A 23,743-nucleotide genomic window follows, 5' to 3' on the forward strand; every position below is an offset into this window, starting at 1 on the left:
ATGAAAAAGATGATAATACAAATTACATCGGGCAAAGGCCCGGCAGAATGCTGCCGGGTTGTTGCCAATGTACAAGGCCTTATGATTAAGCAGGCAAAGCTGCAGGGAATTAAAGTGGAAGTATTGGAAAATATTTCTGGAGACTTGAAAGACACATTGCTGTCAGCTACCATAGCGTTTACAGGTGATAGCCTGGATGTATTTTTAAAAGAGTGGATAGGTACAGTACAGTGGATAGCGCAGAGCCCTTATCGCAAATATCATAAGCGTAAAAATTGGTTTGTTGGTGTTGCCGCCTTTGAGCAGAAAGAACTGATACAATGGAATGCTAACGACGTGAAGCTGGAGACCTGTCGTTCATCTGGCCCTGGTGGGCAAAATGTAAACAAGGTAGAGACGGCCGTTAGAGGTACGCACTTACCGTCGGGCATACAAGTAATGGCAATGGATACACGTTCGCAGTTGGAAAACAAAAAGCTATGCCTTGCAAGGCTGGAAGCCAAAATAATGATTTGGCAAGCCGGGCAATTGACCGAGCAACAGCAATGCCAGTGGCAAGAACATAACACACTGACAAGAGGTAATCCCGTTAAAACAATCAAGGCTGATCTGGTCTAAAGCTATAAAGGCTCATCAAACATTGATGAGCCTTTATCTTGAAGTCTTATTCTTATGCCTTACCCCATCCGGCCTTAAGTACCCGCATATAATTAGCCCAGCCTATCTTATCAATATCATCGCTGGTAATGCCGGGTATGTTGGCAATGGCATTGAAAAGATCCTTCATCATGCGGTCACCGCCCAGGTCTTCGGGTACGGTGGTAAATCCGTCTAGATCAGAGCCAATGGCGATGTGGTCATATGTACCGGCTTTTCCGTTGCTATCGGGCACGTCCCGGATAAATAGGATCGTCTCAATCACAGCTCCCATTGATGGGGCATGGTCGTCGTGTCCGGTTAACCAATAATCCATAAATATCACTCCCAGCACCCCGTTACAGTCTTTAATCCGTTTGATATCACTACTGTCGGGCAGGTAGGCTGCAAATTTAGGGGGCATATCCGGGCAATGTCGTAACGCAACTTCGCGCACTCCGGTATGGGCAAACAATAATGGCCGTTTAGCTTCGCCTCTCAGATCATTACGATCATAAACCATTTGCTTGGCACCCGGGTGGCAATGTACAAGGTCGATCAATATGCCCCACTCGAGCATGTTGTCTATCATTTTAATTGCCGTGTCGCCATTGTAGCCAAGAGGGTAGGTGTTAATGGTTTCTGGATCATAACCCAAACTGCCGGCCAGCTTAGGTGGTATGCCACCCGAAGACGAAACCAGGATATTCTCGAAAAAATGGCCGAGCGTTATTTGGCAAACGCCCATGTCAAAGACCTGCTTTAAATTACTCTCAAGTTCGTCATCGGTGATGGGCACGTTGCCCAATGAATGGGTTCCTTCAATGCTGTGTAGAAAAACTGTATTGCCATCACCGGTAAGCCGAAGCAGGTCGGCATAAGAATGCGCTACGGCCGCCTTCTTTCCGATATGATCCGCTGCATAGGCTACATCGTTTTCAAATAGGTTGATGTATCTTACCAACTGGGCAAAAGAGGCGGAGGGGGAGGACTTGTCCTCGATAATTAGAGGTAGGCGTGGGCAAATAAAACGTAGCACTTCCAGTCCAAGGCGAAGCAGCAGGCTGTGCATACGTTCAGTTTCTAATTCGGCCTCGGGCAGGTAATATACCGAGACTGCTCCACCTACATTGCCGGCCTGCATCTGAGCTATGTTTACAAAGCATCGCTCGCTAAAATCATAACCCCGGGGGATGTCTTCGTCATAAACATGATATCTGGGGAATAGCCAGGTTTTAAGTGCAGGGTGGCAGTGGATGTCAAACACTTGTTGCTCTACTGCTTTTAGGGGGTCGCGTTCCATAACTAGTTGTTTAAAAAGTGGTGGATTGCTGCCAGGCAACAGTACATTTTGCTCCCGTGTTGCTATTGGCTACTTCGTAAACGGCTTCCGTTATTTTGCCTGTTTCGAGTGTGAAAAGGGCGAAGCCGTTGAGCACACGTTTGGCATGGCGTGGGTCGTTGCCGCCCATAGGGGTGGTTACAAAATAATCAGCTATCGGGTTGCCCACCAAGCCACGGGCTTCGCCTGCCGGGATACCAGCGTGGCCCATGCAACGTAACCCTATGGCTGGGTTACCAAATTGAGCAAACACATTGCTTTGCTGTACTGCGGCGGCATTATAAACTATGCCATTATGAAGGTGCCCGTAATACCAAAATTCAGGCATCCGATTTCCTAAAACCTCAAACACGTCTTGTGCGAGGCTGCCGCCATGCTTGCGCACATTTAAGCTTGCACCATCATAATTAATGGTGTTGTGGTGAGTCATCACTATAATCTTCTTCCCTGCATTCTCAGGTTTGGTAACTACTTCCTTAATAAATGCCAGCTGGTCGTCTCCGGTTACGGTACCCGATTTAAACAGCGTCGAATCGTCGAAGTAAGCGCTATCAAGACCGAGCAATAGCCAATCTGAATAGGTAATGGCAAACCAGCTAGTCTGTTGCTGCGCACTTAAAGCCGGGTTGGTAAGGGCTACATCAAAATAGCCGTTTCCGCCGTCGTACATCTCGTGGTTGCTGTTGAGCGTAAACGAGGCCTTAGAACCGGCGACAAGCATGCCCGAAAAGTTAGCGGTTTCCTGATCACTGGAACCCCAGTAGTAAACATCACCCAAATGAATCACAATATCGGGGTTCAGTGAGGTTATACCAGCATTCACCAGTTCTGCCGGGCACATGGCTGCGGTGCTGTCTTGCCATTTGCCAGTACCCCAATCACCAAATACGGCGATAGTAAGCGGATCTGTATCCGGTACATCGAACACAGCTGGTGTAGTGCCGTATGGGTGAGTCTTAGTCGAAAAAAGTGGGATATGACTTTTGGTACGCAAATAATGCAGGGCAGCAATTAAATAGTCGGGATCAAGTGTGGCGTATTTGGTTGTATTAATCAGCGTTCCGTCCGAAGTTACAAATCCGGTTTCCAGATTCGGCAACCATATTTGGTACTGTTCCGGCGTAATTATACTGTCGGGCATCCCAAACTGTTTCAGCAGATCTTTAACCGGTTGTAGCGGAGGCGGCATTTGATAATTCAACAGGTAAAGGATAAGCCCGTATTCTTCGTCACCAGGTTGGTGATCGGGCACCTCGTTACCGGTTATAACGCCTACAAGCTTTTGTTCGCTTTGTTGTAAAAAAGCCCAGTCCGATTGGAAGATATCCCACGAAAGCAGGTTATCAGCCGCTTTCTGATGGCTATCCCGAACAAAATTGACAATGCTTTTTAAATTAAGGCCCATAATAAAGTGATTAAGGAAATTTATCGTTCAGGGAAATTGGTTAAACTAAGTTACTGACAATCTAATTGTTTAACTAAAAAGAAATTATTGTATAGCGGTGGCGGATTCTGTGTTAAGTTGAGGCCGGGAATTAGAAAAGCTTATGTGGGAATTATCCAGGGCTAAATAAAGTTTTAGGTATATTTAATATTGTGAAGAAATGTGAATAGATGTGTATTTTTTCGTGAAAGTATATTTTGGTTGCAAAACCGGTGATAGTATTACCTTTAAGTTGTTTTGCTATTATCTATAAGTTTGTATTTATTACTTATAGTTTAAATTGATGAAACATTAGCTTCTTGATATTGTTACACTAAAAAGATCCTTTCATGAAAAAGCTATTCAAACTGGCGGTAATTTTCAGCCTGAATATTGCTACCGTAGCTGCATTGGCGCAAACACCGCAGACTCACACAAAAAAAGACGGTACGGTTGATAAACGATACAAGTCGACATCAACAACTGCTACTACAACAAAAGCCCAGACGGCAACTCCCAGCACTTCAACATCAACCCATACCAAGGCTGATGGCACACCCGACAAACGTTACAAATCGACCTCCACTACCACAACAACTACCCCTGTTAAAGCAGACGGTACGCCGGATAAAAGGTACAAGTCTACCACAACCGCTACAACCACTCAGGCAGCATCAGATGCACATTTAAAGGCTGATGGTACACCAGATAAACGGTACAAGTCAACCAGTACTACCGCAGTTACAACTAAGGCCGCACCCGATGCTCATCTGAAAGCAGATGGCACGCCAGACAAAAGATATAAATCCACTTCTACTGCCGCCACTACCACTCAGGCAGCATCCGATGTCCATTTGAAGGCAGACGGAACGCCTGATAAGAGATATAAATCTACAACTACAGCTGCTACGACGACTACTCCAGCCGCGTCAGGAACCCACATGAAGGCAGATGGTACGCCGGATATGAGGTATAAGCAAAGCAAAACAACAACAACTACTACAGTTGCCGCGCCCGCAATGCCAACCGCAGCCCCTACTAAAACAAGCGTTGCGAAGTCTGCCCCGGCACCTGCCAGCACTTCAACTGCACAACATTTAAATAAAGATGGTACGCCGGACATGAGATATAAAGAGAACAGAACTCAGGGCGTAAACAAAGACGGTACCCCAGACAAACGATACAAGGAGAACCAGCCAAAACCGTAAAAAACCAAAGTTATGTTTGACGAGATATTAAACATCGTAAAAAGCCATCTGGGCGGTAACCCAGAAGTGGCTGACGCACTTCCCCAAGATCAGGCAGGAGCCGTTCATGATGAGATTGCGACTCACATTCAAGATGGTATTAAAAATCAGGCGGCTGAAGAAGGAGGGATAGGTGGCTTGCTGTCGTCGTTAAAGGATAGTTTAACATCTGGCAGCCCAGTTACCGGTGCTATTGAAGGAGGGTTAGCTGCAACTCTCGCGAGTAAGTTTGGCCTGTCGCCGGCCATCACTGGTGCCATTGCCGGAGCCTTGCCAGGTATTTTGCAAAAATTTACCAACAAGGTAAACGACCCCGATGACGAAAGTATCACTCCGCAAAGTCTGGAAAGTTCTTTAGCCGACAAATTTAAAACCGATAACAAGTGAATATGAAAAGATTAATGTCCTTGCTGATGCTGGCTATGTTTAGCTTCGGCACAGTTACGTTTAACAGCGCCTTAGCTCAAAAAACGCAACAACACATGACTAAATCAGGTAAACCTGATAAACGTTATAACGAGAACAAGAATTTGAAAAAAGACGGAACGCCCGACATGCGGTATAATACAAGTAAGAAAGCGGCCGCCAAAAAGAAACCTTAAAAACATCCTAGTCGTTAAGCCTCGAAGTACCTGGAAGGTCATGAATTAAAAAAAGCTCATTCCCACAGTTGTGGAGATGAGCTTTTAGCGGAATGGACGGGACCGTGACCATCTCGATAATGCGTTATATTACAAGCATTTATAATCTTGAAAACCTATTAGTCACCGCGAAGGTCACGGGCTAACTATGAGGAGTTTTGATATCTTTTAAAGAACTTTTGTTAAATCAAATATACGAATTTGACCCGAACTTCCGGTCATTAAATTTATTTATATTTTATGATTTATACTTCTTACAAAAATGCTAATGATGAAGATGACGCACATCATTTTGCAGATCATAATATGTAATTACATAAATCTTTATTGCTGCAATTCTTTAATTATGTAATTATAGAAATCTATAAATATTAATGATGTCATTTTCGGGATTGTTAATCAGGTTCTCGCTTTTAATCGATTTTCTTTCACGTTTATCAAAGTCTTTAAATGATCCGTATACTTTTCAAGCCATCTTTCCTGAGTTTGCATTTCCTTTTTAGAAAACAAACGCTCAATTCTGAATAGTATAATCGTTCAAATCCTGATAGTATAAATAAGCTGTCCAAATCATTTAAAGTAAAATAGTGCTTAACTGCCGAAGATTTTTAGCATGTTCCCCAATTCATATTCGGACATCGGCATCAAATTCCGGAGTCCGCAGATCTCTTATGACTAGGAAGATGTTTACCTGGCCAAAAACGTGCTCTCACTTAACTTTATAGCCAGTTTAAAGGAATAGAAAAAGGGCAATAGGCTTATGAGTATTATCAATCTGAACCAATCGCAAAGGTCAAATGACCGCTTTGTCATTTTGCAAGCTTCTTTGGGGCATCTTACTGATCCACCAATAAAGCAATAAGGAAATAACGAAATACGGCAATAATATGCGCAGTATATTTTCGGGTCTTCCCGAAGAGACCAGCGTCAGTATAGCGCCTTTAGGTTCAGCAGCCGAACGTGGGATCATTGACTGGACGATGTTCCATCCAAAATGCAACCCGATAGACAAACACAGCTTCCCGGTCTTGATATAGCATAAGCCATAGAGCAGCGAGCCTACGCCGGTGGTCAACCATAATAATAGGAACTGAGACGCAGTAATCGGCTGGTCCAGTTTGAGGTGCATGACGGCGAAAGGCAAGGTCACCCCGAGCTGCGCTATTAAGGGACCGTATGATTTGAGCAAACGCTGGAAAGGATAACCCCGGTAGGTGAACTCCTGCGCATAAGCCGAAAAGAGATGGGCCGAGAACAGAATGAGTAGGTAAACGGGATCAATGTGCGCGTTTAGTATCCATTTACCATCTGTTACCCACAAACTCAACGCAGCACAGGCTCCTAATGCGATCATGCCTACCATTGTACCCATAAGCAGTTGCCGCCAGTCTTTTCGAGAGGTCGGCAACGACCCCAGATCCGAAAGATTATAGCCCTCCAGGCGTACCAACACATAGCTTAGAAAAAGTGCCACCCCGAAGAAGTAAAAGATACTATCAATGGCCGGTAGCTTGGTAGCGAGGATGGCTGCAGCGAAAATGATCAGGAAGTAAGCACCTACCTTTAGCCAGGCAGGGATATTACGAACAGTGATATTAGTATTCATATGTTTTTTTGCCGAAATTAGCCCAACTGGTACATGCGGAAAAAAATATTCGACAGGCAACGGTAAAAGGACAACGAAAGATGATGTTCCGGCAATTTAGATTTTCAGCGCCGCCAGTAATTTATCCCTGTAGTTGGCACCTACCGGAAGTTCGATTTCAGCAAGTTCGACCATGTTACCCTTAACAGCGAGAATCTTCGATAAATTCACGATGTAAGAACGATGAATACGCTGGAACTGTGTTTCAGGCAACAGGTTCTCCAATAATTTTAGGTGCATACTGGCAAAAATCCGGCGGTCCTCCAAGTAGATAGAGCTGTAGTCCTTTTCGGCCTGTATGTATCGGACATGGTGGTGATCGACCCGGATGTACTTGCTATCCTGCTTGATAAAAAGGTGGTCAGTAGATAATGGTTTCGATGAATTATCCTCCAAACTGGTAGTGAGACGATCTGATGCTTTTTGGACAGCCTGATAGAACCGGTCGAAGGTAATGGGTTTAAGGAGGTAATCCACCACATTGAGTTCAAAGCCTTCGATCGCATATTGTTGGTAAGCTGTGGTCAGCACGACCAAGGGGGGCCGTCGTAGTGAACGTAGAAAATCGGTTCCGGTGATGACTGGCATCTGGATATCCAGGAAGATCAGATCGATAGGGTACCGATGTAATGCCTCATAGGCTTCGGATGCATTTATGCAACTCTTGACCAGTTTTAAGTTTGGGGTCATACCAATATGGTTGTTAAGGATGTCACGCGCGATCGGTTCATCATCGACTACAAGGCATAGTAATTTATTCATAATTGCAAGATGATATTGGCCGTGTAATTTTCATCGGTTCGGTCCACGGAATAAGTGTGCTTCCCCGGATAATGAAGGCCAAGTCGTTTATTTAGGTTTTGAAGACCGATACCTGAACGTTCTTGTAGCAAACGGTCTTCGTCGATACGATTTTTGACGATCAGGTGCAACGTAGAATCGTCGCTGGTGATCTTGATGCGGATGATTGAGCCTTCGATATCCGGGCTGTATTTAAAGGCATTTTCAACCAGCGGCATAAATAATAGTACAGGCAATGCTTTCTGCGGATCACGGATATCCACGTGTAGCAGGACGCGGGCATAGTTGAGCCGGATTCGTTCCAAATCGATGTAGTCCTTCAGTAAGCGCAATTCTTTGTCTAGGGTCGAGCGGTCGCCATCAGGAGGATTAAGCGTATAACGCATTAAACCGGCCAGCCGTGCAACAGTATCGGCAGCCTTGGCATTTTCTTTATTGAGGATCAGTCCATAGATATTGTTTAGCGAATTGAACAGAAAATGAGGGTTCACCTGCGAGCTCAGAAAATTGAATTCGAGCTCGATATTTTCCTTGGCCAGGCGGAGTGCTGCCAGTTGTTGCCGGAAAGCCATCAGCGCGATATGAATGGCCAGGGGTACACTTAACGAGAATACAAGCCCGATCAATTGTCCCATAGTAGCAAGTTTGGCGAACAGACGGTTAAATATGTTACTTTGCAGGAATCTGTAGTAATTAATATTGCCTTCCTTTAACGCGAGCATACAGCTATCACAGTGCAGAATCAGGACCTGTTCTGTGTAAATGCTGATCAGTGCATTGACGATTACAAGCGCGACAAAACCGGCAAGCGCAAGCATGTACCTTTTTTTGCTGGCCATTGGCAACAATACGTACACAAGCGGGTAATAAACGATCGCCAAGCTCAGGGTATTGCAAAGAGTTAGCAGCCAGATTGACTGGTCCGGAAAGCGTTGATAGCTGTTGAACGAGATGACCGTAGTATACCAGCCGACCAGTAATTCACCTGTCCAGAATAGCAGATGTCCTGATACACGGTACCGAGGGTCGGTGTGCAGTTTGCCGATAAGCGTATTAAAGGTCATAAGCGAAATTGCATATAATCATATTTAAAACCTACGTTTTTCAACCAACGTAGCTTTTTTGCCGACGAAACGGCTTGGACGAACAATAAAAATCTTATTGTCACAGAGGCCGTATTCGGATACATTTATCTGGTACTGGTCGATCTTTTTTTTTAACATGGTCCGGGCAGATTTCTTTTGGTCAAAAAATAAAATATGATCAAGATCAGAGAACTGCATTATCATTACAATAAACATCAGAACCTGTTCGGCGGCCTTGACCTGGACCTTGATGCCGGGAAGGTCTATGGGTTATTGGGTAAAAATGGTGCCGGAAAATCCACCTTGATGCGCACCATTACCGGCTTGTTATTTCCAACGACAGGTTACTGTACAGTTGATGGTCTGCATCCCGGCCGGCGCGAGCAGCGATTCCTGGAACGATTGTTCTTTATTCCGGAAGAGTGCTATGTCCCGGCGCTGAATATCCATCGCTTCATTGAAATATACGCACCATTTTACCCGACTTTCAGCGAACCGGATTTGCGCAGCTATCTTGTAGAGTTTGGGATCAGCGCTGACCGTTCGTTAAACCAATTGTCTTTCGGGCAACGAAAGAAAGCTTTTATCGCCTTTGGCCTGGCTACTAAAACTCCGCTTCTGGTAATGGATGAACCGACTAACGGCCTTGATATCCCATCCAAGGTGCAGTTCCGGGAACTCATGCGTCACGCAGCGACACCTGATCAGCTGGTTTTGCTGTCTACCCATCAGGTCCGGGATTTGGATGAATTGATCGACGCCGTGTTGATCATGGATGACAGTCGTATCCTGTTAAAGGAAGACAAGTCGTTGTTGGTTGAACAGGATCCCCGTTCGAATGATCTCGAGTTCTTGTTCAATACGACGCTTAATAACTCTAAATACAAGATACGATGAAAGCATTCGATCATTTTACCCTATTGTTCAAACGTCAGTGGTCCGAACACTGGCGGGCTTACCTGATCGGGGCCGCCGCGATTGTCGCGATCCTGGTCTTCCTGTTCATACTGGTCTGGCATTGGCGGACCAGTTTCAACGGCGATACCTTGCATGGAATATTTTTGATTTTACTTTTCGGTGCCGGCAGCATTTTTATGTCAACGATGCTCCGGGATCTTGGGGATAAGCAAAAAGGCATCTGGTTCCTGATTTTGCCAGCTTCTGCATTGACAAAGATCAGCATCGCGTTCCTTTATGGTATCGTGATATACCTCGTCGCCTATGCGTGCCTGTTCTATGTCAGTTTATCGGTCTTTGTAGGACTGGTCGTACCGGCCGGGGAGAGCTGGGGTACGTTCGGTTTTTTCCAGAACGGCTTTTACCAGCTGATATTCACATTTATCACCTTCCAGTCTATGATACTTTTAGGGAGCGTTTACTTCAATAAAAGCCAGTTGCTCAAAACTCTATTACTAATCATTATCGGGCTCTTCCTGACCTTTAACGGCAATGTGCTGGCACTTAAATGGCTAACCGGTCAACAAAATATTGATTCAGGTATCCCGCTTGGAGGTTTTCAGTTCGCCTATATGGGCGAAAATATACACGTTGACCCGCCAGCTACCGTCAATACGGCCTGTTCGATATTATGGTGGGTCGTGGTGCCTCTCATGTTTTGGGTAATCACCTGGTACCGTTTGAAAGAAAAAGAACTATAAGCTATGAGAACAAGCAATAAATTAATAGTAGGCTTAGGGGCCATACTGGTTGTAGCCACAATTACTGTGGACCTGATGCTGAAAAGCATTTATAATCGGATCGATCTTCTCGATCCCTTGAAAAATTATGATGCGATCCCCGCTACTGAATTTCGCGTTTTACGTTTCATAGGTGGAAATGCTTATGCCGTCTCAATACAACCCGCACCATCAACAGGCATAAAAGTGATGCGATCCAGAAAAGGCTTCCTACGGACCGAACATCACGGTGATACACTGTTCGTTCGTTTCTCGGTGATGAGTAACGGTCAAATGAGAGACCCGGAACAGGTCCCGTTGGGACTGATCATCTCTACACCACATCTTGACGCGGTCTTTGCCACCGGTGGCGATCTGATTCTACGCGGCTGGAAGAACGGGAACTTGAAGTTAGATCTCTTTGGTAATGGATCGGCAGACCTTTCCGGATTGCAGTTGACGGTCTTGACGATCTTAGCACATGAGAACGCTCTTGTCAGGTTACGAAGAACGAATAGCGCGGATTCTTTAGTTGTCAGATCGGAGCAGAAGGCACAAGTGATATTAGAAGATATCAGAGCTAAAAAGATAACGCCTGTACTATTGGACCAAAGTCACTTGGTTTTGAATAAAGCTTCGGTCAAAGCATTTTTTTTAAGGGACTGATCATCTGAACTTTTGGATTTGGATAGCACCAGTATTTGCGTCTCCTTTATAATGTTGTGTTTCCATTGATAATATAAATATGTTATCCGAGTCGGATAATCTCGGATTATTAAAGGTATTCATTATCTCACCTTTGCTATGTAATTCTACAATTACAGAATTGAAGAATTATGTATTTACAAACTTTTAGAATTATGTAATATGGCAAAGATAATCACCATCGCGCATCAAAAAGGAGGCGTGGGAAAAAGCACAATTGCATTGAACCTGGCCCTTTGCTTCAAGGACCAGTTAAGGGTAGCATTAGTGGATTCGGATTTACAGGGAAGCCTATATCATTCCAGGGAGGATTTTCCTGACCTAACCATCTTAGCGGCAGAAAAGGTCAGCGATGTGAAGGATATGGATTTTGACCTGATCATTATTGATACCCCGCCTTATCTTTCCAACAGGCTAACGGACTTTTTCTTGTTATCAGATTTTGTGTTGGTACCAACTAAGGCCGGTTTTTTTGACGTTATGGCCATCCGGTCAACTCTGGCCTTAATAAGGTTCGCGCAAGCGAAAAAGCCAACCTTAAAAGCCGGCATTGCACTTAATATGATTAAGCATCGTTCCGGAGTTACAAAGGATGTTTCCGAGCTTTTGAAAAATATGGGAACACCCTTGTTAAAAACGATGGTTCATGATCGCGTAAGCATAACCCGTAGTGCCATTACAGGTGGGATACTTTCAGGACCCGATCAAAAAGCAAAGGAGGAATTTACTTCGCTTGCAGAGGAAGTGGTAGAATACATAAGTGCATAAATAAGGATTTACAGCTTTATGTAAATACATAATTACAGTATTACATAACTCAAAAGATCAGGTGCAATGGAAGATTACAAGAAGAAATTAGGAGGGCTGGCGGATAAGCTAAAAAAGGACCCTCCTAAAACACCCATTCAGGAGGTACACCCGGTAAAGAGTGTCGAAGAGGCTAAAGAGACAGAAGCCCAGCTTAATGTTTGGATACCTAAAAGTCTTCTTAAGAAGGTGAAAGGTTATGGCCTTGATCATGATCTTTCTTTAAAGGAAATTAACATTCTGGCCTTGCAATCATTCCTCGAACATAATGTAAAAACATCAGTTGAACACAATGCTTAATCGACTCCCAGGTAATTGATTTCACAAGTTCCTTATGACTCTGTGAGGATTTAAACTGCTGTCTTTTTGCAGTTAGCAAGATGTACGTTTGTACCACAAACGAATCTTGCCCTTCCTCCAAAGTCGTCAGGGAAAGGGTTATCAAACACTCCGAAGTCGGTTTGATACGATTACTATAATCATGGCAGCGACAGAAGAAAACAGGTCCAAATGGATCAAGATCAGGTTAAAACCAACGGAGCAGGAACTACTGGATAAGCGATACAAAAAAACCACTTTCCATTGCCTTAGTGAATATGCCAGGACGCTATTATTAGGCAAGCCGGTGACCATTCTTACTCGTGACAAATCCATGGATGAAGTTCTTGAAGAATTAATGCTTTTGCGCAGGGAACTTAATGCGGTTGGAAACAACCTTAACCAGGCGGTGAAAAATATTAATAGTGCTCACGGAAATCCCGACGATCGACTTTGGGAAGTTTTGTTGCAAGTAATTAATGCGAACATTAACCCAAAGATAAATGAGATCAAAGAAAGGATAGCTAATTACTCCCAGATATGGTCGCAAAAATTGAAAGCGGAAAAAGCCTGATTGGCGCATTGAACTACAATGAACGAAAGGTCAAAAAGGGTAAAGCCAAATTGATCATGGCTCAATTATATCCTAAAGAACCGGGCCGTCTTTCTTTTGATGAAAAGCTTTTCCGGTTAACTGATTTGGCTTCGAGGAACACCAGGACGAAAACTAATACGGTTCATCTATCACTGAACTTTGATCTTACGGAAAACCTGCCAATCGATAAACTCTGCCAGATAGCGGATGGCTATATGACTAAAATAGGTTTTGGCGATCAACCATTTTTGGTGTACCAGCATTTCGATGCAGGGCACAATCACGTTCATATATTAACGACGAATATTGAGGCCGATGGTTCCAGAATAAGCCTGCACAATATTGGTAAATTAAAATCGGAACCCGCAAGAAAAGCTATCGAATCGGAGTTTGATTTGGTAAGGGCTGAGCAGCAAATAACTACATCAAAAGCGCAACAACAGATTAAACCATTGGTCTATGGCGCAACTGACACAAAAAGAGCTATTAGTAATATTGTACACTACGTCACACAAAACTACAAATTCACCAGCTTGCCGGAATTCAACGCGGTGTTATCACAATATAACGTGATCTCAGACCGGGGGCCGAAGGAAACAGTAATGTTTGAACATGGAGGCTTGAGATATTGGGCGCTGGATGGCCAGGGAAATAAAACAGGTGTACCACAAAAAGCCTCCTCTCTTTATAAAAAACCTACCCTTAAATTATTAGAGGAACGGTTTAAGCTTAACGCCTTTTTACGGAAGCCGTCGAAAGTCTCTATTACTAAGATTTTGGATGGCGCAATATCAAAAGTCAGGTCTCATCAAGAGTTAAAATCCGAATTACAAAATCACGGGATAGACTTATTGATCCGTCAAAATGCAGACGGCAGGGTATATGGACTAACCTTTATCGACGATAAGAACAGGGTAGTTTTTAACGGGAGTGATTTGGGCAAAATGTATAGCGCAGCTGCAATTGAAAGCCGATACGGGCATCAAATACAATCACCAAATGTTGCCGCTGATAAATCGCCAAAAGAATATCTGCCCATGTCAGAAGGCCTAAAATCAACGGAAACCGTAGGGTCAAATTTGGATATTCTTGGCGGTCTTTTAGATTCCACCGAACAAGCCACTAATCAAACTCTGTTTGATCGGCAAAGGAAGAAAAAACGAAGAAAATTAAAAATATAAACCAACTATTATGCAAACGGGAGAAAACGAACAAGCGCTAAGAAAGATTACTGACTTTACCAGGTTTTTGGCCATAGTAATATTGCTGCTTCATTTTTATTTCAGTTGCTATGCAGCATTTCGTGAATTGCATTTAACGCATAGAGTGACCGATCACATTTTGATCAATATATACAAGCTTTCAATTTTTAGAACCGTCTGGATAGCAAAAACTGCCGCATTAGTTTTCCTGATCGTTTCACTATTGGGTACAAAAGGTAGGAAGGATGAAAATATCAAGTGGGACCAAAATATAATCGGGGCTATAATCGGAATGGTCATCTATTTTTTAACGGGCCTGCTGTTTAATTTTCATTTGACGTTATTAACTCTCGCCGGCCTATATATTGCCTTAACATCATTTGGCTTTTTGTTATTTCTTTCTGGTGTAAGTAAGTTGTTCCGGGTTATTAAAATTAAACTGGCCACTGACATCTTCAATGCCGAAAATGAAACATTCCCACAGGAAGAGCGAAAATTGGAAAACGAATATTCCATTAATCTGCCTGCTAAATACAACTACAAGGGAAAGATCCGGAATAGTTGGATAAATGTTATCAACCCTTTTCGCGGCTCACTCGTTCTTGGTACTCCAGGTGCTGGTAAATCCTACTTCGTCATAAGGCATATCATCACGCAGCATATTAAAAAGGGGTTTAGCATGCTGATTTATGATTTTAAGTTTGACGACCTTTCTGTAATCGCCTATAACGCGCTATTAAAGTATGCGGGAAATTATAAGAAGAAACCAAGCATTTGGTTTATTGATTTTGACAATATCAAACATCGGTGCAACCCGCTTGACCCTGACCGCATGGAAGATATAACCGATGCCATGGAATCCTCTCGCACTTTCATGTTGGGGCTTAATCGCGAATGGATCAAAAAACAGGGCGATTTCTTTGTTGAGTCCCCGATCAATTTTGTTACAGCCTTATTCTGGTTCCTTAAGAAATATGAGAACGGTAAATATTGCACTTTGCCTCATGCCATCGAACTTGCCCAGGTGGACTACGAAAATCTTTTTGCGCTATTGCAAAAAGAGCCAGAAATAGAGGTGTTGATCAATCCCTTCATTTCGGCCTGGAGAAACGAAGCCTATGACCAATTGGAAGGACAGATCGCCAGTGCAAAGATCAGTATGGCACGATTGGTTTCTCCGGCATTGTATTACGTGCTTTCGGGTAATGATTTTTCACTTGATCTGAATAACCCAGAAGAGCCTAAGATCATTTGCCTGGGGAATAATCCGTTAAAACAACAAGTTTATGGCGCTGTGCTTAGCCTATATATTTCACGGGCTATTAAGCTGGTGAATCAAAAAAACAAGTTGAAAAGCAACCTGATATTTGATGAGTTTCCCACTATTTATTTTAATAACATTGATAGCCTGATCGCAACTGCACGAAGTAATAAGGTGGCGACCACATTAGCCGTGCAGGACTATAGTCAACTAAAAAAAGATTATGGGCGGGAGCAGGCTGAAGTGATCATGAATATTGTAGGTAATATTATTTCAGGACAGGTTACTGGAGATACAGCTAAACAGTTAAGCGAGCGTTTTGGGAAGATCATGCAAGAACGACAAAGTGTTTCTATCAATAGCCAGGATACTTCCATAAGTAAATCTACTCAACTGGATTTTGCGATACCTGCATCAAAAATATCCACGTTATCATCTGGTGAGTTTGTTGGCTTAGTGGCAGATAATCCAGATGAAAAAATAGAATTGAAAGTTTTTCACAACGCCATCATTAATGATCATGTTGCGATGAAAATTGAGGCGGATAATTATAAATCAATTCCTACAATTAGGAAAGTTGATAATGATACGCTCACGGAAAACTATTTTTCTATTAAATCGGATATTGAAAACATAGTAAACAAGGAACTTCAAGCAACAACAGAGTAATATTTACTACCAAGGGTGGTAAGGGGTGGTGAATATTTAATAGTTCTGCAATAAAAAATAGTGCGGAAAATACATAAGCTGGCTTTCCTAATGGTTAAAACTTCATTTTCGATACAAGAAAATCTATTTAAACTTACTACCCTTTTGTACCTGTTTTCAGGTTTGACTAAACCTTTTCTTTGAATTGATTTTCCATCAGCCATGAAAAAAAACATACTCAAGGAACTATGTGCCGCATTTATAGTATTACTATTTACCTATACAGCGTTGAGCAAATTGCTGGATATGAATCGTTTTGTCTCAACAATGAGAGTCAGCCCTTTTCCGTATATAAACATTTTCGCACCTGTATTGGGATGGATAATTCCAGTGATTGAATTATTGATTGCAGGTTTTATGATAACCTCAAAATATCAACGGACCGGTTTTATAGGTTCTATTATCCTATTGTGTTTATTTGAAATTTATATAGGATCTTTACTTATTTCGGGACTTCATTTGCCTTGCTCGTGTGGCGGAGTTATCTCCAAGCTTTCCTGGAAACAACACTTAATTTTCAATCTATTTTTTATTGTCATCAGTATCATTCCGCTTATCCTCGATAACTATAAAAATCGAAGTTTTGGAATTACCGAGACAACATAAACAATAAAAATCTTTCGCGCGGAAACAGGTGAACCGTTACCTGTCTACAAAACGGATTTCAATAATTATTAAAATTAAAAAATCATGAAAAATTTTAAAATGGGCTTGATGGCTTTAGCCCTAACATTTGCGATTGGTGCAGCTTTTTCTACTAAAGCAACTGCTCATAAAAAAGCGTTCGCCGGGCTGTTTTGGTATCAGGTAGATGCAAGCCAAAAAACTGTTGGTGCACCTATCTACAGCAATGATACCAAGGCGCAAGCATTAGCCGAGCCGACTCAGGATTGCGCTGATGTAACTTCCACCATGTGTCAATTTGGTTCAACTAACGGTAGCCTGCCAACTGGTACTTCGGCCGCCGGCGCAGATGTTGACCATCGCATTAACACCACTGAATAATTATTATTTTTGCGAGTAGACAGTAAAAATTGTCTACTCGCAATGTTTACTTAAAATCGCTTATTACAAGTACATCAATAAGTCTTCTTTTTTTCTCTATCGCTAAATTGTATTTTTTCAATCCATCTTGCCATTCATCGAAGTTCATATCATCAAGAATTTTACCACTCATTTCAACGTCAATATTTTCCGATATCCCTGATTCATCAAAAAAAGGGCTATTCAATTTATATTCTACAAAATCTTTAACCGCATTACTTAAATAAAGAAACGGCTGATTTTTCAACTGTCTGATTTTTGCATACTCAGTTGAATGTACATCATTCATTTTATAGAAATTATTAAAGCCCGTTTGTCCTTTAGTCTTTAGCACCTCGCTGTTTCCGGTAGAAACCAAGATATAGCACTCTACCATCCTCTTTTCAATCTTAGAAGTCAGTTGAAAATAATTATCCAAATCATCTTTCATTTTATGGTACATATTACCAGGAAAGTTATTTGGCTCAATGAGTTGGTAGGTAAAGTAATTATCATCTATCCATTTCATTGCCTCTTCCCCTTTAATTTCCGGACTCTTGATAAACTTTGTTTTATCATTAACTTCAAGGATCACACGGCCAGGAGAATATACGTCAAGAAATTTGAATGATGAATCACTAAATGCTCTTTGGTATAGAAATGGAACAGGGCCAGTCTCGGCTAATTGTTTACCCTTGGCATTTAATTCAGGATGCATCCTAAGCGAATCCGATTTATACCGAGATATTGAGGAAGCGTATACTACTAAGTTTTTCCAACGGCTGTCAATAAAACTTGTGTAAACATTTTTTGAGGCTTTTCGATAAAATGCTGTTCCAGTTTTGAGAGAATTATTGATGTTTTTTACAGTTAAACTTGTGGGATCACCATAAAGTAAAACCTTTCCCGAACCATCGATCCAAACTTGAAATGGAACTCCTGTGTGCGGAAAGACAGAATCCATGTGTTTTGCATTGGTAATAAAGGGTACATTAGGGCGGTGAACATTAATGTGACTTTTAAAAAATTTCGCTACTTCCGCCTTAGTAAGATTTGAAATTGCAAGGATTTGAATCTGACCTTCAAACAGTTTTTGTAAAGAGTCGATTTTGGGGAAGCCAGCTATGCACGGCAGACAATATGGCCCCCAAAAATCAAGTATTACCAGCTTTCCCTTAAAGTCACTCAATTTTACTGTGCTATTCTTAGCATTATATGTATCTGGAAAAGTGAAATTTGGAATTTGTTCACCAGGTTTTATTTCATGGTACTGCGCAAATACATTATTTATACCTAAAAAAACGGTTGTAACATAGATAAAGATTATTTTTTTCATGTTAATAATTCGGATTTTGTTTCAGATTTCCATTATAAATGATCTGTAGATTGGGAAGAGGAAATAAGGCTTTGTAGGATTGCCAGTTATTCTTTTCCGCCGAAAGGATAGCATCAATTAATCCTGATCGTTTGAGGTCGAACCAGCGATGGCCCCATTCAGCGAAAAGTTCAACCCTGCGTTCTTGAAATGTTGCATTAATAATTTGAGATTGCGAAAGTGATGTACTTAGCAAGGTTAACCCTGCTCTTGTACGTATTTGGTTTAAATCAGCTACAGCTTGGGTCAATTGATTAAGATTTGCTTCAGACTCTGCTCGTATAAGATATTGTTCAGCAAGCCGGAATGCAACATCATATTCTGTTATAGAAGTAGTCGTTCTATTCTTAAATTTTGAGGGATAATGATAAACAGTTCCGGAAACAGTATTACTTCCTAACCAGGCAACTTTTCTCTTATCTCCAATTTCAAAAGAATTGATTAAGTAATTACTAATAGCGAACGCTGGCTTTACTGTTGCAGAAGCCGGAAGAAATGTTGATCCTTCTGCCGAATTTCTGATTTCGCTCGGGCTGGCTATTTCCCAAATAGTTTCCTGGCTGTTTATAAGAAAGACTTTCGTAAGGTCAGTTAAAAGGCTGTAGTTATTTGAATTGATAACAGCAGAAGACTGTGCCATGGCATTTGTCCAATCTTTCTGATACAGGTAGACCCTTGATAAGAGTGCTGTTGCCACCATCGCGTTGGGCCGCAACTTCCCTTGACTCGGATAGGAACTACCCATCAGGCTTTGTGAACTTACAAGATCTGAAATGATCTGCTTAAAAATATCTGCAACCGGTGCTCTTGGTAGTAAACTGCCAATCTGATAGTCTTTGGTTAAAACCAATGGAACATCGCCATAAAGGTTTGTTAGATAGAAGTAAGCAAATGCTCGAATAAATTTCACTTCTCCTATTAATTGATTTTTAACAGTCGAACTTACTCCAGCGGAATTGTTTAGGCCGTCAAGAATCGCGTTCGTTCTGTAAATGATATTATAAGGTGATGACCAAAAAATACCACCTATTGTACCGTTGGTTGATGGGATCAAATTCTGATAGAATGGATCATAATTGGTACTTGCAGAAGTGTTGAATATATCATCTGCGGAAAGTCCGCCATAAATACTTAAACCACCATTGAACATTGATGGCGTTGCGGTTCGAAGCTGAACATATATTCCATCGACCGCAGATAATGCTGTATTATCATTGCTAAATACTGCATCGGTTGTGATCAATTGGTTTGAAGGGTTGATGGAAACGAACTTTTTACAGGCGCTTATTGAAATAGCTACCAATAGAATCCAGAGTATGTTAGGTCTTATTTTCATTTTTAAAGCATTAAAGGGTAAATTGTAATCCAGCGGTAAACGTCTGTAACGGCGGCAACAAGGCTGATTGGTTTTCCGGATCAGCTCCGAGATATTTCGTCAAGGTCAGCAGGTTTTGGCCTTGCAGATATAATCTTAAACTTGAAAAATGTGCTTTTTTAACCCAGTCTGCCTTTATTTGGTAGGATATTGCAACATTTTTTAAGCGTAAATACGATGCGTCAGAAATGATTCCATCAGAGCTTTTTAGATAATTGTTGAAGGCGTTGTATGCAGTGCCTGAAGTTTCAGTAAACTTTTCGACGTTTGACACATCGCCAGTTTTTTGCCATCTGCTTAAAACAATGTTCGGTTGGTTGAAAAATGCTGTTCCAGGTGAAACAAGGTTATTAAGATAGTTTCGCCCATCCTGCTTTCTGAATTCCCAAAAAAAGCTAAGATCCCAATTTTTGAACCTCAAATTATTTTGTATACCTCCATAGAATTTTGGGTCAGTACTTTTACGACTTATTTTATCGCTTGAATTGTAAACGCCATTATTGTCAACGTCCAGAAATTGGTATACTCCGCTTGAGGGATCAACTCCGAGATAATGAAAAAGTGGCGTAGTAGAAAGAGATTGTCCAATCGTGTAAATATTCGCATAAGTACTGTTAGCCAATCCTGGGAAACTGATCAATTTATTTTGTGGAAGTGTAAGGTTTAACGATGTTGTCCAGCTAAAATTTGTTGTATGAAAATTTGTACTGGTTGCTTGAAACTGCCATCCTGTATTTTGTATTTCAGCATTAAGATTCTCAAGAACAGAGGTGAATCCAGTTTGTGAGGGCAGGGTGTAGTTTACCAGTTGGTTATTGGAGTGATTTCTATAATATTCAACAGTGAATAATAATCTGTCTTTCCAAAAGCCGAGATCGAGTCCGAAAGTTAATTTTTCGTTCTTTTCCCATGAAAAGTTAGGATTATACAGGGAGGTGGGATTTAAAACGCTTACCCCCTGATACGTGGTTGTGCCAGGCGACCAGGTATCCAGATATCTATAATCACCAATTTGATCATTACCAGTGATGCCATAACTTGCACGTAACTTTCCAAAGCTTAAGAAAGTGAGTTTTTCAGCTATTAATTGTTGTTCACTAAATAGCCAAGCCGCCCCGATAGCTCCGAAATTGCTAAACCTCTTATCTGGTCCAAAACGGCTCGAACCGTCTCTGCGACCGCTAAGATTTAAAATATATTTATCATCATAAACGTAATTGATACGGCCATAAATTCCTTGATAATTGTATTTTGCATCATTGTTAACTGTTTGTGATAACCCTGCTGCTGATATTGATTTTAAGAGGAGATCGCTGCTATAATTGCTTGCGCTTACATTAATACCATTGCTTGTTTCATCTTGCCAGGTGCCTCCCAATAACAATTCGATCTTGTTTCTTTTGAATCGCTTGTTGTAATTTACCTGGGGTTCAATGATCCAGCTTTTTTGAATAGAATTTCCGAAATAGCTAAACGGTTGTTGGCCAAGATTTGGATCAAGTGAAACACTTGGAAATGTGGCGACTTCGGCGCTATTAACGACATTGTATCCCAAGCTAACTTTAAAACTTAAGTCTGTTGAAAATCTGTAAGTTGATTGTAAACTGCTATTAAGATTCTGAAAGTTACCTTCATAGGTTTGATATTTGAATGCAAGGGGATTCGCGTTTAAAATACCGGAATTTATATAGGGTAAGCCACCGTCACTCCATGCAGGTTTTCCGTTATTATCATAGAGTTTTAGGTTTGGTGAGGTGTTTACGTAACTGGAAAGATCAGTCCCCGGTAAATCATTTCTGTCTGCAAGGTAACTGGCCGACAAATTGATTGTAAACTTTTTGTTCGCAGAGTTATGATTTATATTGAAATGAAATGAGCCCTTTTGATCTGCATTATCAGTAGGATATACAGTGGTTTCTCGGTGATACCCACCACCAATAAAAAATTGAGTTGTTTGGTCACCTCCTGAAACAGATAATTGAGCATCGGTAATATGTGCTGTGTTACCGATCAATAATTTCTTAAAGTCAGTATATCGGGTAGTATCCCATAGGATAAGATCAGGTGCGTTCGTGGCATCAGGGGTAACACCATCATTTTTTAAGGCTTCTTTCCGCATCTCAACATACTGCTGAGTGTTCAGATAATTCATCATTCGGGTAACATGACTGACTCCGGAATATATATTCCCGGAAATTGAGGTTTTACCCGCTTTCCCTCTTTTTGTAGTAATTAAAACAACTCCATTTGCTCCTCGTGATCCATAAATCGCAGTTGCATCAGCATCCTTTAAGACTTCGATACTTTCTATGTCATTCGGGTTGATAAGACTGAACGGGCTGATCCCATTGGCTGTGGTCGAACTAAAACCTGCAGCCGAAGGAACTTGACTGATTGAAGCATTGCCGGGGGCAAATGGCACGCCGTCGATCACAAAAAATGGATCTGACCCTTGTAGCAGAGAACCCTGACCGTTAAGTTGCACTTTATATGAAGAACCGCTTACACCGCTATTTTGGGTAATCAGTAAACCTGGAACCCTTCCTTCCAGCGCCCCTAATGGGTTTGAAATAGGTTGTTTTTCGATATCAACAGCTTTGACTGAAGAAACACTGCCGGTCAAAAGCCTTTTTGTAGTCTGCCCATAGGCAATTATTTGTATCTCATTTAATGGGCTGGAATTAACTTCCAAAATTATATTGAGCGGCTGTTGTGTGTGCGTAATTGAAATTTCCCTGGTTTGGTAACCAATGAAACTAATGATCAATACATCTTCCTCCGATATAGACTTTAATTCAAAAAAGCCCTCAGAGTTAGAATTTGTTGCAATATTTTGCCCTTTAAGCTTTATGGTAGCGCCAGTTAATGGCATTCCTTTACCATCTTTAATATATCCTGAAACATCGATTATTTTCCGCTGTATTTGATCAGCTTGTTTTAATTCGCGTTGTTTCTCAGTTACAATAACGATTTTTTCTTGAAGTGTGTAGTTAAGGGGCTGATCAGCAAATACTTTATCTAATACAACAGTTAGCGGTTCATTCTTCACATCAATTGTGACAGGGATAGATAGGTTAAGTACCTTGCTTGAAGCTAAAAAATCCAAACCTGTTTGCTTGCCGATATCCAGGAAGACCTTTTTGAGTGGTGCGTTTTTTTCGATCAGCGTAATGTTTTGCGCCATTGTTGAAGCGCGGGCTTGCAGAATAGTAAAGAGGGTCAAAATGATTACCGTCTTCATAATGCGAAAGCCTTTATTAGCGCGCAGGGTAATGCGCGCCTTACTTTTTGAGTAAAACTTATACATTTGTAATACATGGGCTTTTTCGGCTGCATTCATTTTCCAGATGCGGGCAGCCGTGTGGGTTAATAGTTTAAAATTATTGATCGCCTATATAAGTCAGGGGTACCGGCAGTAACCGGCACCCTGGCTTTAATTAACTATTACTGATCATTTATTTCATTACCGAGACCCTCCTTCCCTCCAACCTGAAATGGACAGTTTTTGTAGCCTCAAGTGCTTTGATCACTTGGCTGATATTTTTATTACGAGAGACTCTGCCATAAATACCTTCAGTGCTAACAGTATCGGAGTAACGGACGTCAACATCGTACCAACGGGAAAGCTTACGCATCACACTGTTGATCGGCTCATCATCGAATTGAAAGTAACCTTCTTTCCAAGCAACTGCTTCATCGGTATCAACGGTTTTAATGTTTATACCCGCAGCTGATGCAAGGGACTGTTGACCAGGAAATAATGCGAATCAAGGGTTAAAAGACAAGATAAATAAAAGCGGCAGCAATTTTACCAAAAACATGAATAAGCAAACCCTTTGTTGATCTGACCTTACTGGCTCTCTGTATATCCGTTTTTG

The 23,743-nt window shown here is 41.7% G+C and carries 23 protein-coding genes; 14 read left to right on the top strand and 9 right to left on the bottom strand.

Going from position 1 to position 23,743, the window contains the following annotated elements; genetic code table 11:
* Entirely contained in the window at positions 1-618 is a 618-nt protein-coding gene (prfH, locus tag GSY63_RS04280; RefSeq protein ID WP_166584589.1) for a peptide chain release factor H, read from the top strand.
* Positions 619-670: 52 nt separating this feature from the next.
* On the opposite strand, the gene GSY63_RS04285 is transcribed toward prfH, so the two are convergent.
* Together GSY63_RS04285 and GSY63_RS04290 are read right to left on the bottom strand one after the other, a co-directional pair.
* Positions 671-1,939, bottom strand: coding sequence for a membrane dipeptidase (locus GSY63_RS04285; protein ID WP_166584590.1), 1,269 nt, complete (start codon positions 1,937-1,939; stop codon positions 671-673).
* Between the two features lie 10 nt (positions 1,940-1,949).
* On the bottom strand, positions 1,950-3,383 hold the full coding sequence (locus tag GSY63_RS04290) for a metallophosphoesterase family protein (RefSeq protein ID WP_166584591.1): 1,434 nt from the start codon (positions 3,381-3,383) through the stop codon (positions 1,950-1,952).
* Between the two features lie 368 nt (positions 3,384-3,751).
* Between GSY63_RS04290 and GSY63_RS24675 the strand changes: the two genes are divergently transcribed.
* From GSY63_RS24675 to GSY63_RS04305, 3 genes are read left to right on the top strand one after another with little or no spacing between them, the layout of a single operon-like run.
* Complete coding sequence (locus GSY63_RS24675) at positions 3,752-4,609, top strand: hypothetical protein (protein WP_208094453.1); 858 nt, start codon at positions 3,752-3,754, stop codon at positions 4,607-4,609.
* A gap of 12 nt (positions 4,610-4,621) precedes the next feature.
* On the top strand, positions 4,622-5,035 hold the full coding sequence (locus GSY63_RS04300) for a hypothetical protein (protein WP_166584592.1): 414 nt from the start codon (positions 4,622-4,624) through the stop codon (positions 5,033-5,035).
* Between the two features lie 2 nt (positions 5,036-5,037).
* Positions 5,038-5,250, top strand: a complete 213-nt coding sequence (locus GSY63_RS04305) for a hypothetical protein (RefSeq protein WP_166584593.1) — start codon at positions 5,038-5,040, stop codon at positions 5,248-5,250.
* An 832-nt stretch (positions 5,251-6,082) separates the two neighbouring features.
* Here the strand turns inward: GSY63_RS04305 and GSY63_RS04310 are convergent.
* The 3 genes from GSY63_RS04310 to GSY63_RS04320 form a co-directional block, all read right to left on the bottom strand.
* The gene (locus GSY63_RS04310; protein ID WP_166584594.1) at positions 6,083-6,895 is read right to left on the bottom strand and encodes a CPBP family intramembrane glutamic endopeptidase; all 813 of its coding nucleotides are present in this window, start codon (positions 6,893-6,895) and stop codon (positions 6,083-6,085) included.
* A 96-nt stretch (positions 6,896-6,991) separates the two neighbouring features.
* Complete coding sequence (locus tag GSY63_RS04315) at positions 6,992-7,696, bottom strand: LytR/AlgR family response regulator transcription factor (RefSeq protein ID WP_166584595.1); 705 nt, start codon at positions 7,694-7,696, stop codon at positions 6,992-6,994.
* Positions 7,693-8,799, bottom strand: a complete 1,107-nt coding sequence (locus GSY63_RS04320; RefSeq protein WP_166584596.1) for a sensor histidine kinase — start codon at positions 8,797-8,799, stop codon at positions 7,693-7,695. The genes GSY63_RS04315 and GSY63_RS04320 overlap by 4 nt, the downstream gene beginning before the upstream one ends.
* A gap of 195 nt (positions 8,800-8,994) precedes the next feature.
* Between GSY63_RS04320 and GSY63_RS04325 the strand changes: the two genes are divergently transcribed.
* The 10 genes from GSY63_RS04325 (at position 8,995) to GSY63_RS04370 (ending at position 17,097) form a co-directional block, all read left to right on the top strand.
* The gene (locus tag GSY63_RS04325) at positions 8,995-9,717 is read left to right on the top strand and encodes an ABC transporter ATP-binding protein (protein WP_166584597.1); all 723 of its coding nucleotides are present in this window, start codon (positions 8,995-8,997) and stop codon (positions 9,715-9,717) included.
* Positions 9,714-10,478, top strand: coding sequence for a hypothetical protein (locus GSY63_RS04330; protein WP_166584598.1), 765 nt, complete (start codon positions 9,714-9,716; stop codon positions 10,476-10,478). Before GSY63_RS04325 ends, GSY63_RS04330 begins: the two co-directional genes overlap by 4 nt.
* A gap of 3 nt (positions 10,479-10,481) precedes the next feature.
* On the top strand, positions 10,482-11,162 hold the full coding sequence (locus GSY63_RS04335) for a hypothetical protein (protein ID WP_166584599.1): 681 nt from the start codon (positions 10,482-10,484) through the stop codon (positions 11,160-11,162).
* Positions 11,163-11,363: 201 nt separating this feature from the next.
* On the top strand, positions 11,364-11,969 hold the full coding sequence (locus GSY63_RS04340) for a ParA family protein (protein WP_166584600.1): 606 nt from the start codon (positions 11,364-11,366) through the stop codon (positions 11,967-11,969).
* 66 nt (positions 11,970-12,035) lie between these two features.
* Positions 12,036-12,308: a hypothetical protein gene (locus tag GSY63_RS04345; RefSeq protein WP_166584601.1), complete on the top strand. Its 273-nt coding sequence runs from the start codon at positions 12,036-12,038 to the stop codon at positions 12,306-12,308.
* Positions 12,309-12,489: 181 nt separating this feature from the next.
* Positions 12,490-12,900 carry a plasmid mobilization protein gene (locus GSY63_RS04350; RefSeq protein ID WP_166584602.1) on the top strand — a complete coding sequence of 137 codons (411 nt, stop codon included), beginning with the start codon at positions 12,490-12,492 and terminating at the stop codon, positions 12,898-12,900.
* Entirely contained in the window at positions 12,867-14,102 is a 1,236-nt protein-coding gene (locus tag GSY63_RS04355) for a relaxase/mobilization nuclease domain-containing protein (protein ID WP_166584603.1), read from the top strand. Before GSY63_RS04350 ends, GSY63_RS04355 begins: the two co-directional genes overlap by 34 nt.
* Before the next feature lie 10 nt (positions 14,103-14,112).
* Positions 14,113-16,053, top strand: a complete 1,941-nt coding sequence (mobC, locus tag GSY63_RS04360) for a conjugal transfer protein MobC (protein ID WP_166584604.1) — start codon at positions 14,113-14,115, stop codon at positions 16,051-16,053.
* A gap of 201 nt (positions 16,054-16,254) precedes the next feature.
* A complete protein-coding gene (locus GSY63_RS04365) occupies positions 16,255-16,698 on the top strand; it encodes a MauE/DoxX family redox-associated membrane protein (RefSeq protein WP_166584605.1) in 444 nt (147 codons plus the stop codon).
* An 84-nt stretch (positions 16,699-16,782) separates the two neighbouring features.
* On the top strand, positions 16,783-17,097 hold the full coding sequence (locus tag GSY63_RS04370) for a DUF6520 family protein (RefSeq protein ID WP_166584606.1): 315 nt from the start codon (positions 16,783-16,785) through the stop codon (positions 17,095-17,097).
* A 46-nt stretch (positions 17,098-17,143) separates the two neighbouring features.
* Here the strand turns inward: GSY63_RS04370 and GSY63_RS04375 are convergent, their stop codons facing one another.
* The 4 genes from GSY63_RS04375 to GSY63_RS25170 all read right to left on the bottom strand — a co-directional run bounded on the left by GSY63_RS04375 (position 17,144) and on the right by GSY63_RS25170 (position 23,500).
* Positions 17,144-18,451 carry a TlpA family protein disulfide reductase gene (locus GSY63_RS04375; protein ID WP_166584607.1) on the bottom strand — a complete coding sequence of 436 codons (1,308 nt, stop codon included), beginning with the start codon at positions 18,449-18,451 and terminating at the stop codon, positions 17,144-17,146.
* Between the two features lies 1 nt (position 18,452).
* The gene (locus GSY63_RS04380) at positions 18,453-19,826 is read right to left on the bottom strand and encodes a RagB/SusD family nutrient uptake outer membrane protein (RefSeq protein ID WP_166584608.1); all 1,374 of its coding nucleotides are present in this window, start codon (positions 19,824-19,826) and stop codon (positions 18,453-18,455) included.
* A gap of 10 nt (positions 19,827-19,836) precedes the next feature.
* Positions 19,837-23,205, bottom strand: a complete 3,369-nt coding sequence (locus GSY63_RS04385; RefSeq protein WP_166584609.1) for a SusC/RagA family TonB-linked outer membrane protein — start codon at positions 23,203-23,205, stop codon at positions 19,837-19,839.
* A 115-nt stretch (positions 23,206-23,320) separates the two neighbouring features.
* Positions 23,321-23,500, bottom strand: coding sequence for a DUF4974 domain-containing protein (locus tag GSY63_RS25170; RefSeq protein WP_166584610.1), 180 nt, complete (start codon positions 23,498-23,500; stop codon positions 23,321-23,323).
* Between the last annotated feature and the right edge of the window lie 243 nt (positions 23,501-23,743).

The sequence above is a fragment of the Mucilaginibacter agri genome (genome assembly GCF_009928685.1).
Lineage (GTDB): Bacteria > Bacteroidota > Bacteroidia > Sphingobacteriales > Sphingobacteriaceae > Mucilaginibacter > Mucilaginibacter agri.

What these genes read in the sequence shown, in the direction of transcription:
- GSY63_RS04305 (WP_166584593.1), top strand. Translation starts at nt 5,038, where the DNA reads ATGAAAAGATTAATGTCCTTGCTGATGCTGGCTATGTTTAGCTTCGGC.
- mobC (WP_166584604.1), top strand. Translation starts at nt 14,113, where the DNA reads ATGCAAACGGGAGAAAACGAACAAGCGCTAAGAAAGATTACTGACTTT.
- GSY63_RS04340 (WP_166584600.1), top strand. Translation starts at nt 11,364, where the DNA reads ATGGCAAAGATAATCACCATCGCGCATCAAAAAGGAGGCGTGGGAAAA.
- GSY63_RS04315 (WP_166584595.1), bottom strand. Translation starts at nt 7,696, where the DNA reads ATGAATAAATTACTATGCCTTGTAGTCGATGATGAACCGATCGCGCGT.
- GSY63_RS24675 (WP_208094453.1), top strand. Translation starts at nt 3,752, where the DNA reads ATGAAAAAGCTATTCAAACTGGCGGTAATTTTCAGCCTGAATATTGCT.
- GSY63_RS04355 (WP_166584603.1), top strand. Translation starts at nt 12,867, where the DNA reads ATGGTCGCAAAAATTGAAAGCGGAAAAAGCCTGATTGGCGCATTGAAC.
- GSY63_RS04320 (WP_166584596.1), bottom strand. Translation starts at nt 8,799, where the DNA reads ATGACCTTTAATACGCTTATCGGCAAACTGCACACCGACCCTCGGTAC.
- GSY63_RS04380 (WP_166584608.1), bottom strand. Translation starts at nt 19,826, where the DNA reads ATGAAAATAAGACCTAACATACTCTGGATTCTATTGGTAGCTATTTCA.
- GSY63_RS04300 (WP_166584592.1), top strand. Translation starts at nt 4,622, where the DNA reads ATGTTTGACGAGATATTAAACATCGTAAAAAGCCATCTGGGCGGTAAC.
- GSY63_RS04310 (WP_166584594.1), bottom strand. Translation starts at nt 6,895, where the DNA reads ATGAATACTAATATCACTGTTCGTAATATCCCTGCCTGGCTAAAGGTA.
- GSY63_RS04285 (WP_166584590.1), bottom strand. Translation starts at nt 1,939, where the DNA reads ATGGAACGCGACCCCCTAAAAGCAGTAGAGCAACAAGTGTTTGACATC.
- GSY63_RS04325 (WP_166584597.1), top strand. Translation starts at nt 8,995, where the DNA reads ATGATCAAGATCAGAGAACTGCATTATCATTACAATAAACATCAGAAC.
- GSY63_RS04375 (WP_166584607.1), bottom strand. Translation starts at nt 18,451, where the DNA reads ATGAAAAAAATAATCTTTATCTATGTTACAACCGTTTTTTTAGGTATA.
- prfH (WP_166584589.1), top strand. Translation starts at nt 1, where the DNA reads ATGAAAAAGATGATAATACAAATTACATCGGGCAAAGGCCCGGCAGAA.
- GSY63_RS04330 (WP_166584598.1), top strand. Translation starts at nt 9,714, where the DNA reads ATGAAAGCATTCGATCATTTTACCCTATTGTTCAAACGTCAGTGGTCC.
- GSY63_RS04370 (WP_166584606.1), top strand. Translation starts at nt 16,783, where the DNA reads ATGAAAAATTTTAAAATGGGCTTGATGGCTTTAGCCCTAACATTTGCG.
- GSY63_RS04365 (WP_166584605.1), top strand. Translation starts at nt 16,255, where the DNA reads ATGAAAAAAAACATACTCAAGGAACTATGTGCCGCATTTATAGTATTA.
- GSY63_RS04345 (WP_166584601.1), top strand. Translation starts at nt 12,036, where the DNA reads ATGGAAGATTACAAGAAGAAATTAGGAGGGCTGGCGGATAAGCTAAAA.
- GSY63_RS25170 (WP_166584610.1), bottom strand. Translation starts at nt 23,500, where the DNA reads ATGCGTAAGCTTTCCCGTTGGTACGATGTTGACGTCCGTTACTCCGAT.
- GSY63_RS04335 (WP_166584599.1), top strand. Translation starts at nt 10,482, where the DNA reads ATGAGAACAAGCAATAAATTAATAGTAGGCTTAGGGGCCATACTGGTT.
- GSY63_RS04350 (WP_166584602.1), top strand. Translation starts at nt 12,490, where the DNA reads ATGGCAGCGACAGAAGAAAACAGGTCCAAATGGATCAAGATCAGGTTA.
- GSY63_RS04290 (WP_166584591.1), bottom strand. Translation starts at nt 3,383, where the DNA reads ATGGGCCTTAATTTAAAAAGCATTGTCAATTTTGTTCGGGATAGCCAT.
- GSY63_RS04385 (WP_166584609.1), bottom strand. Translation starts at nt 23,205, where the DNA reads ATGAATGCAGCCGAAAAAGCCCATGTATTACAAATGTATAAGTTTTAC.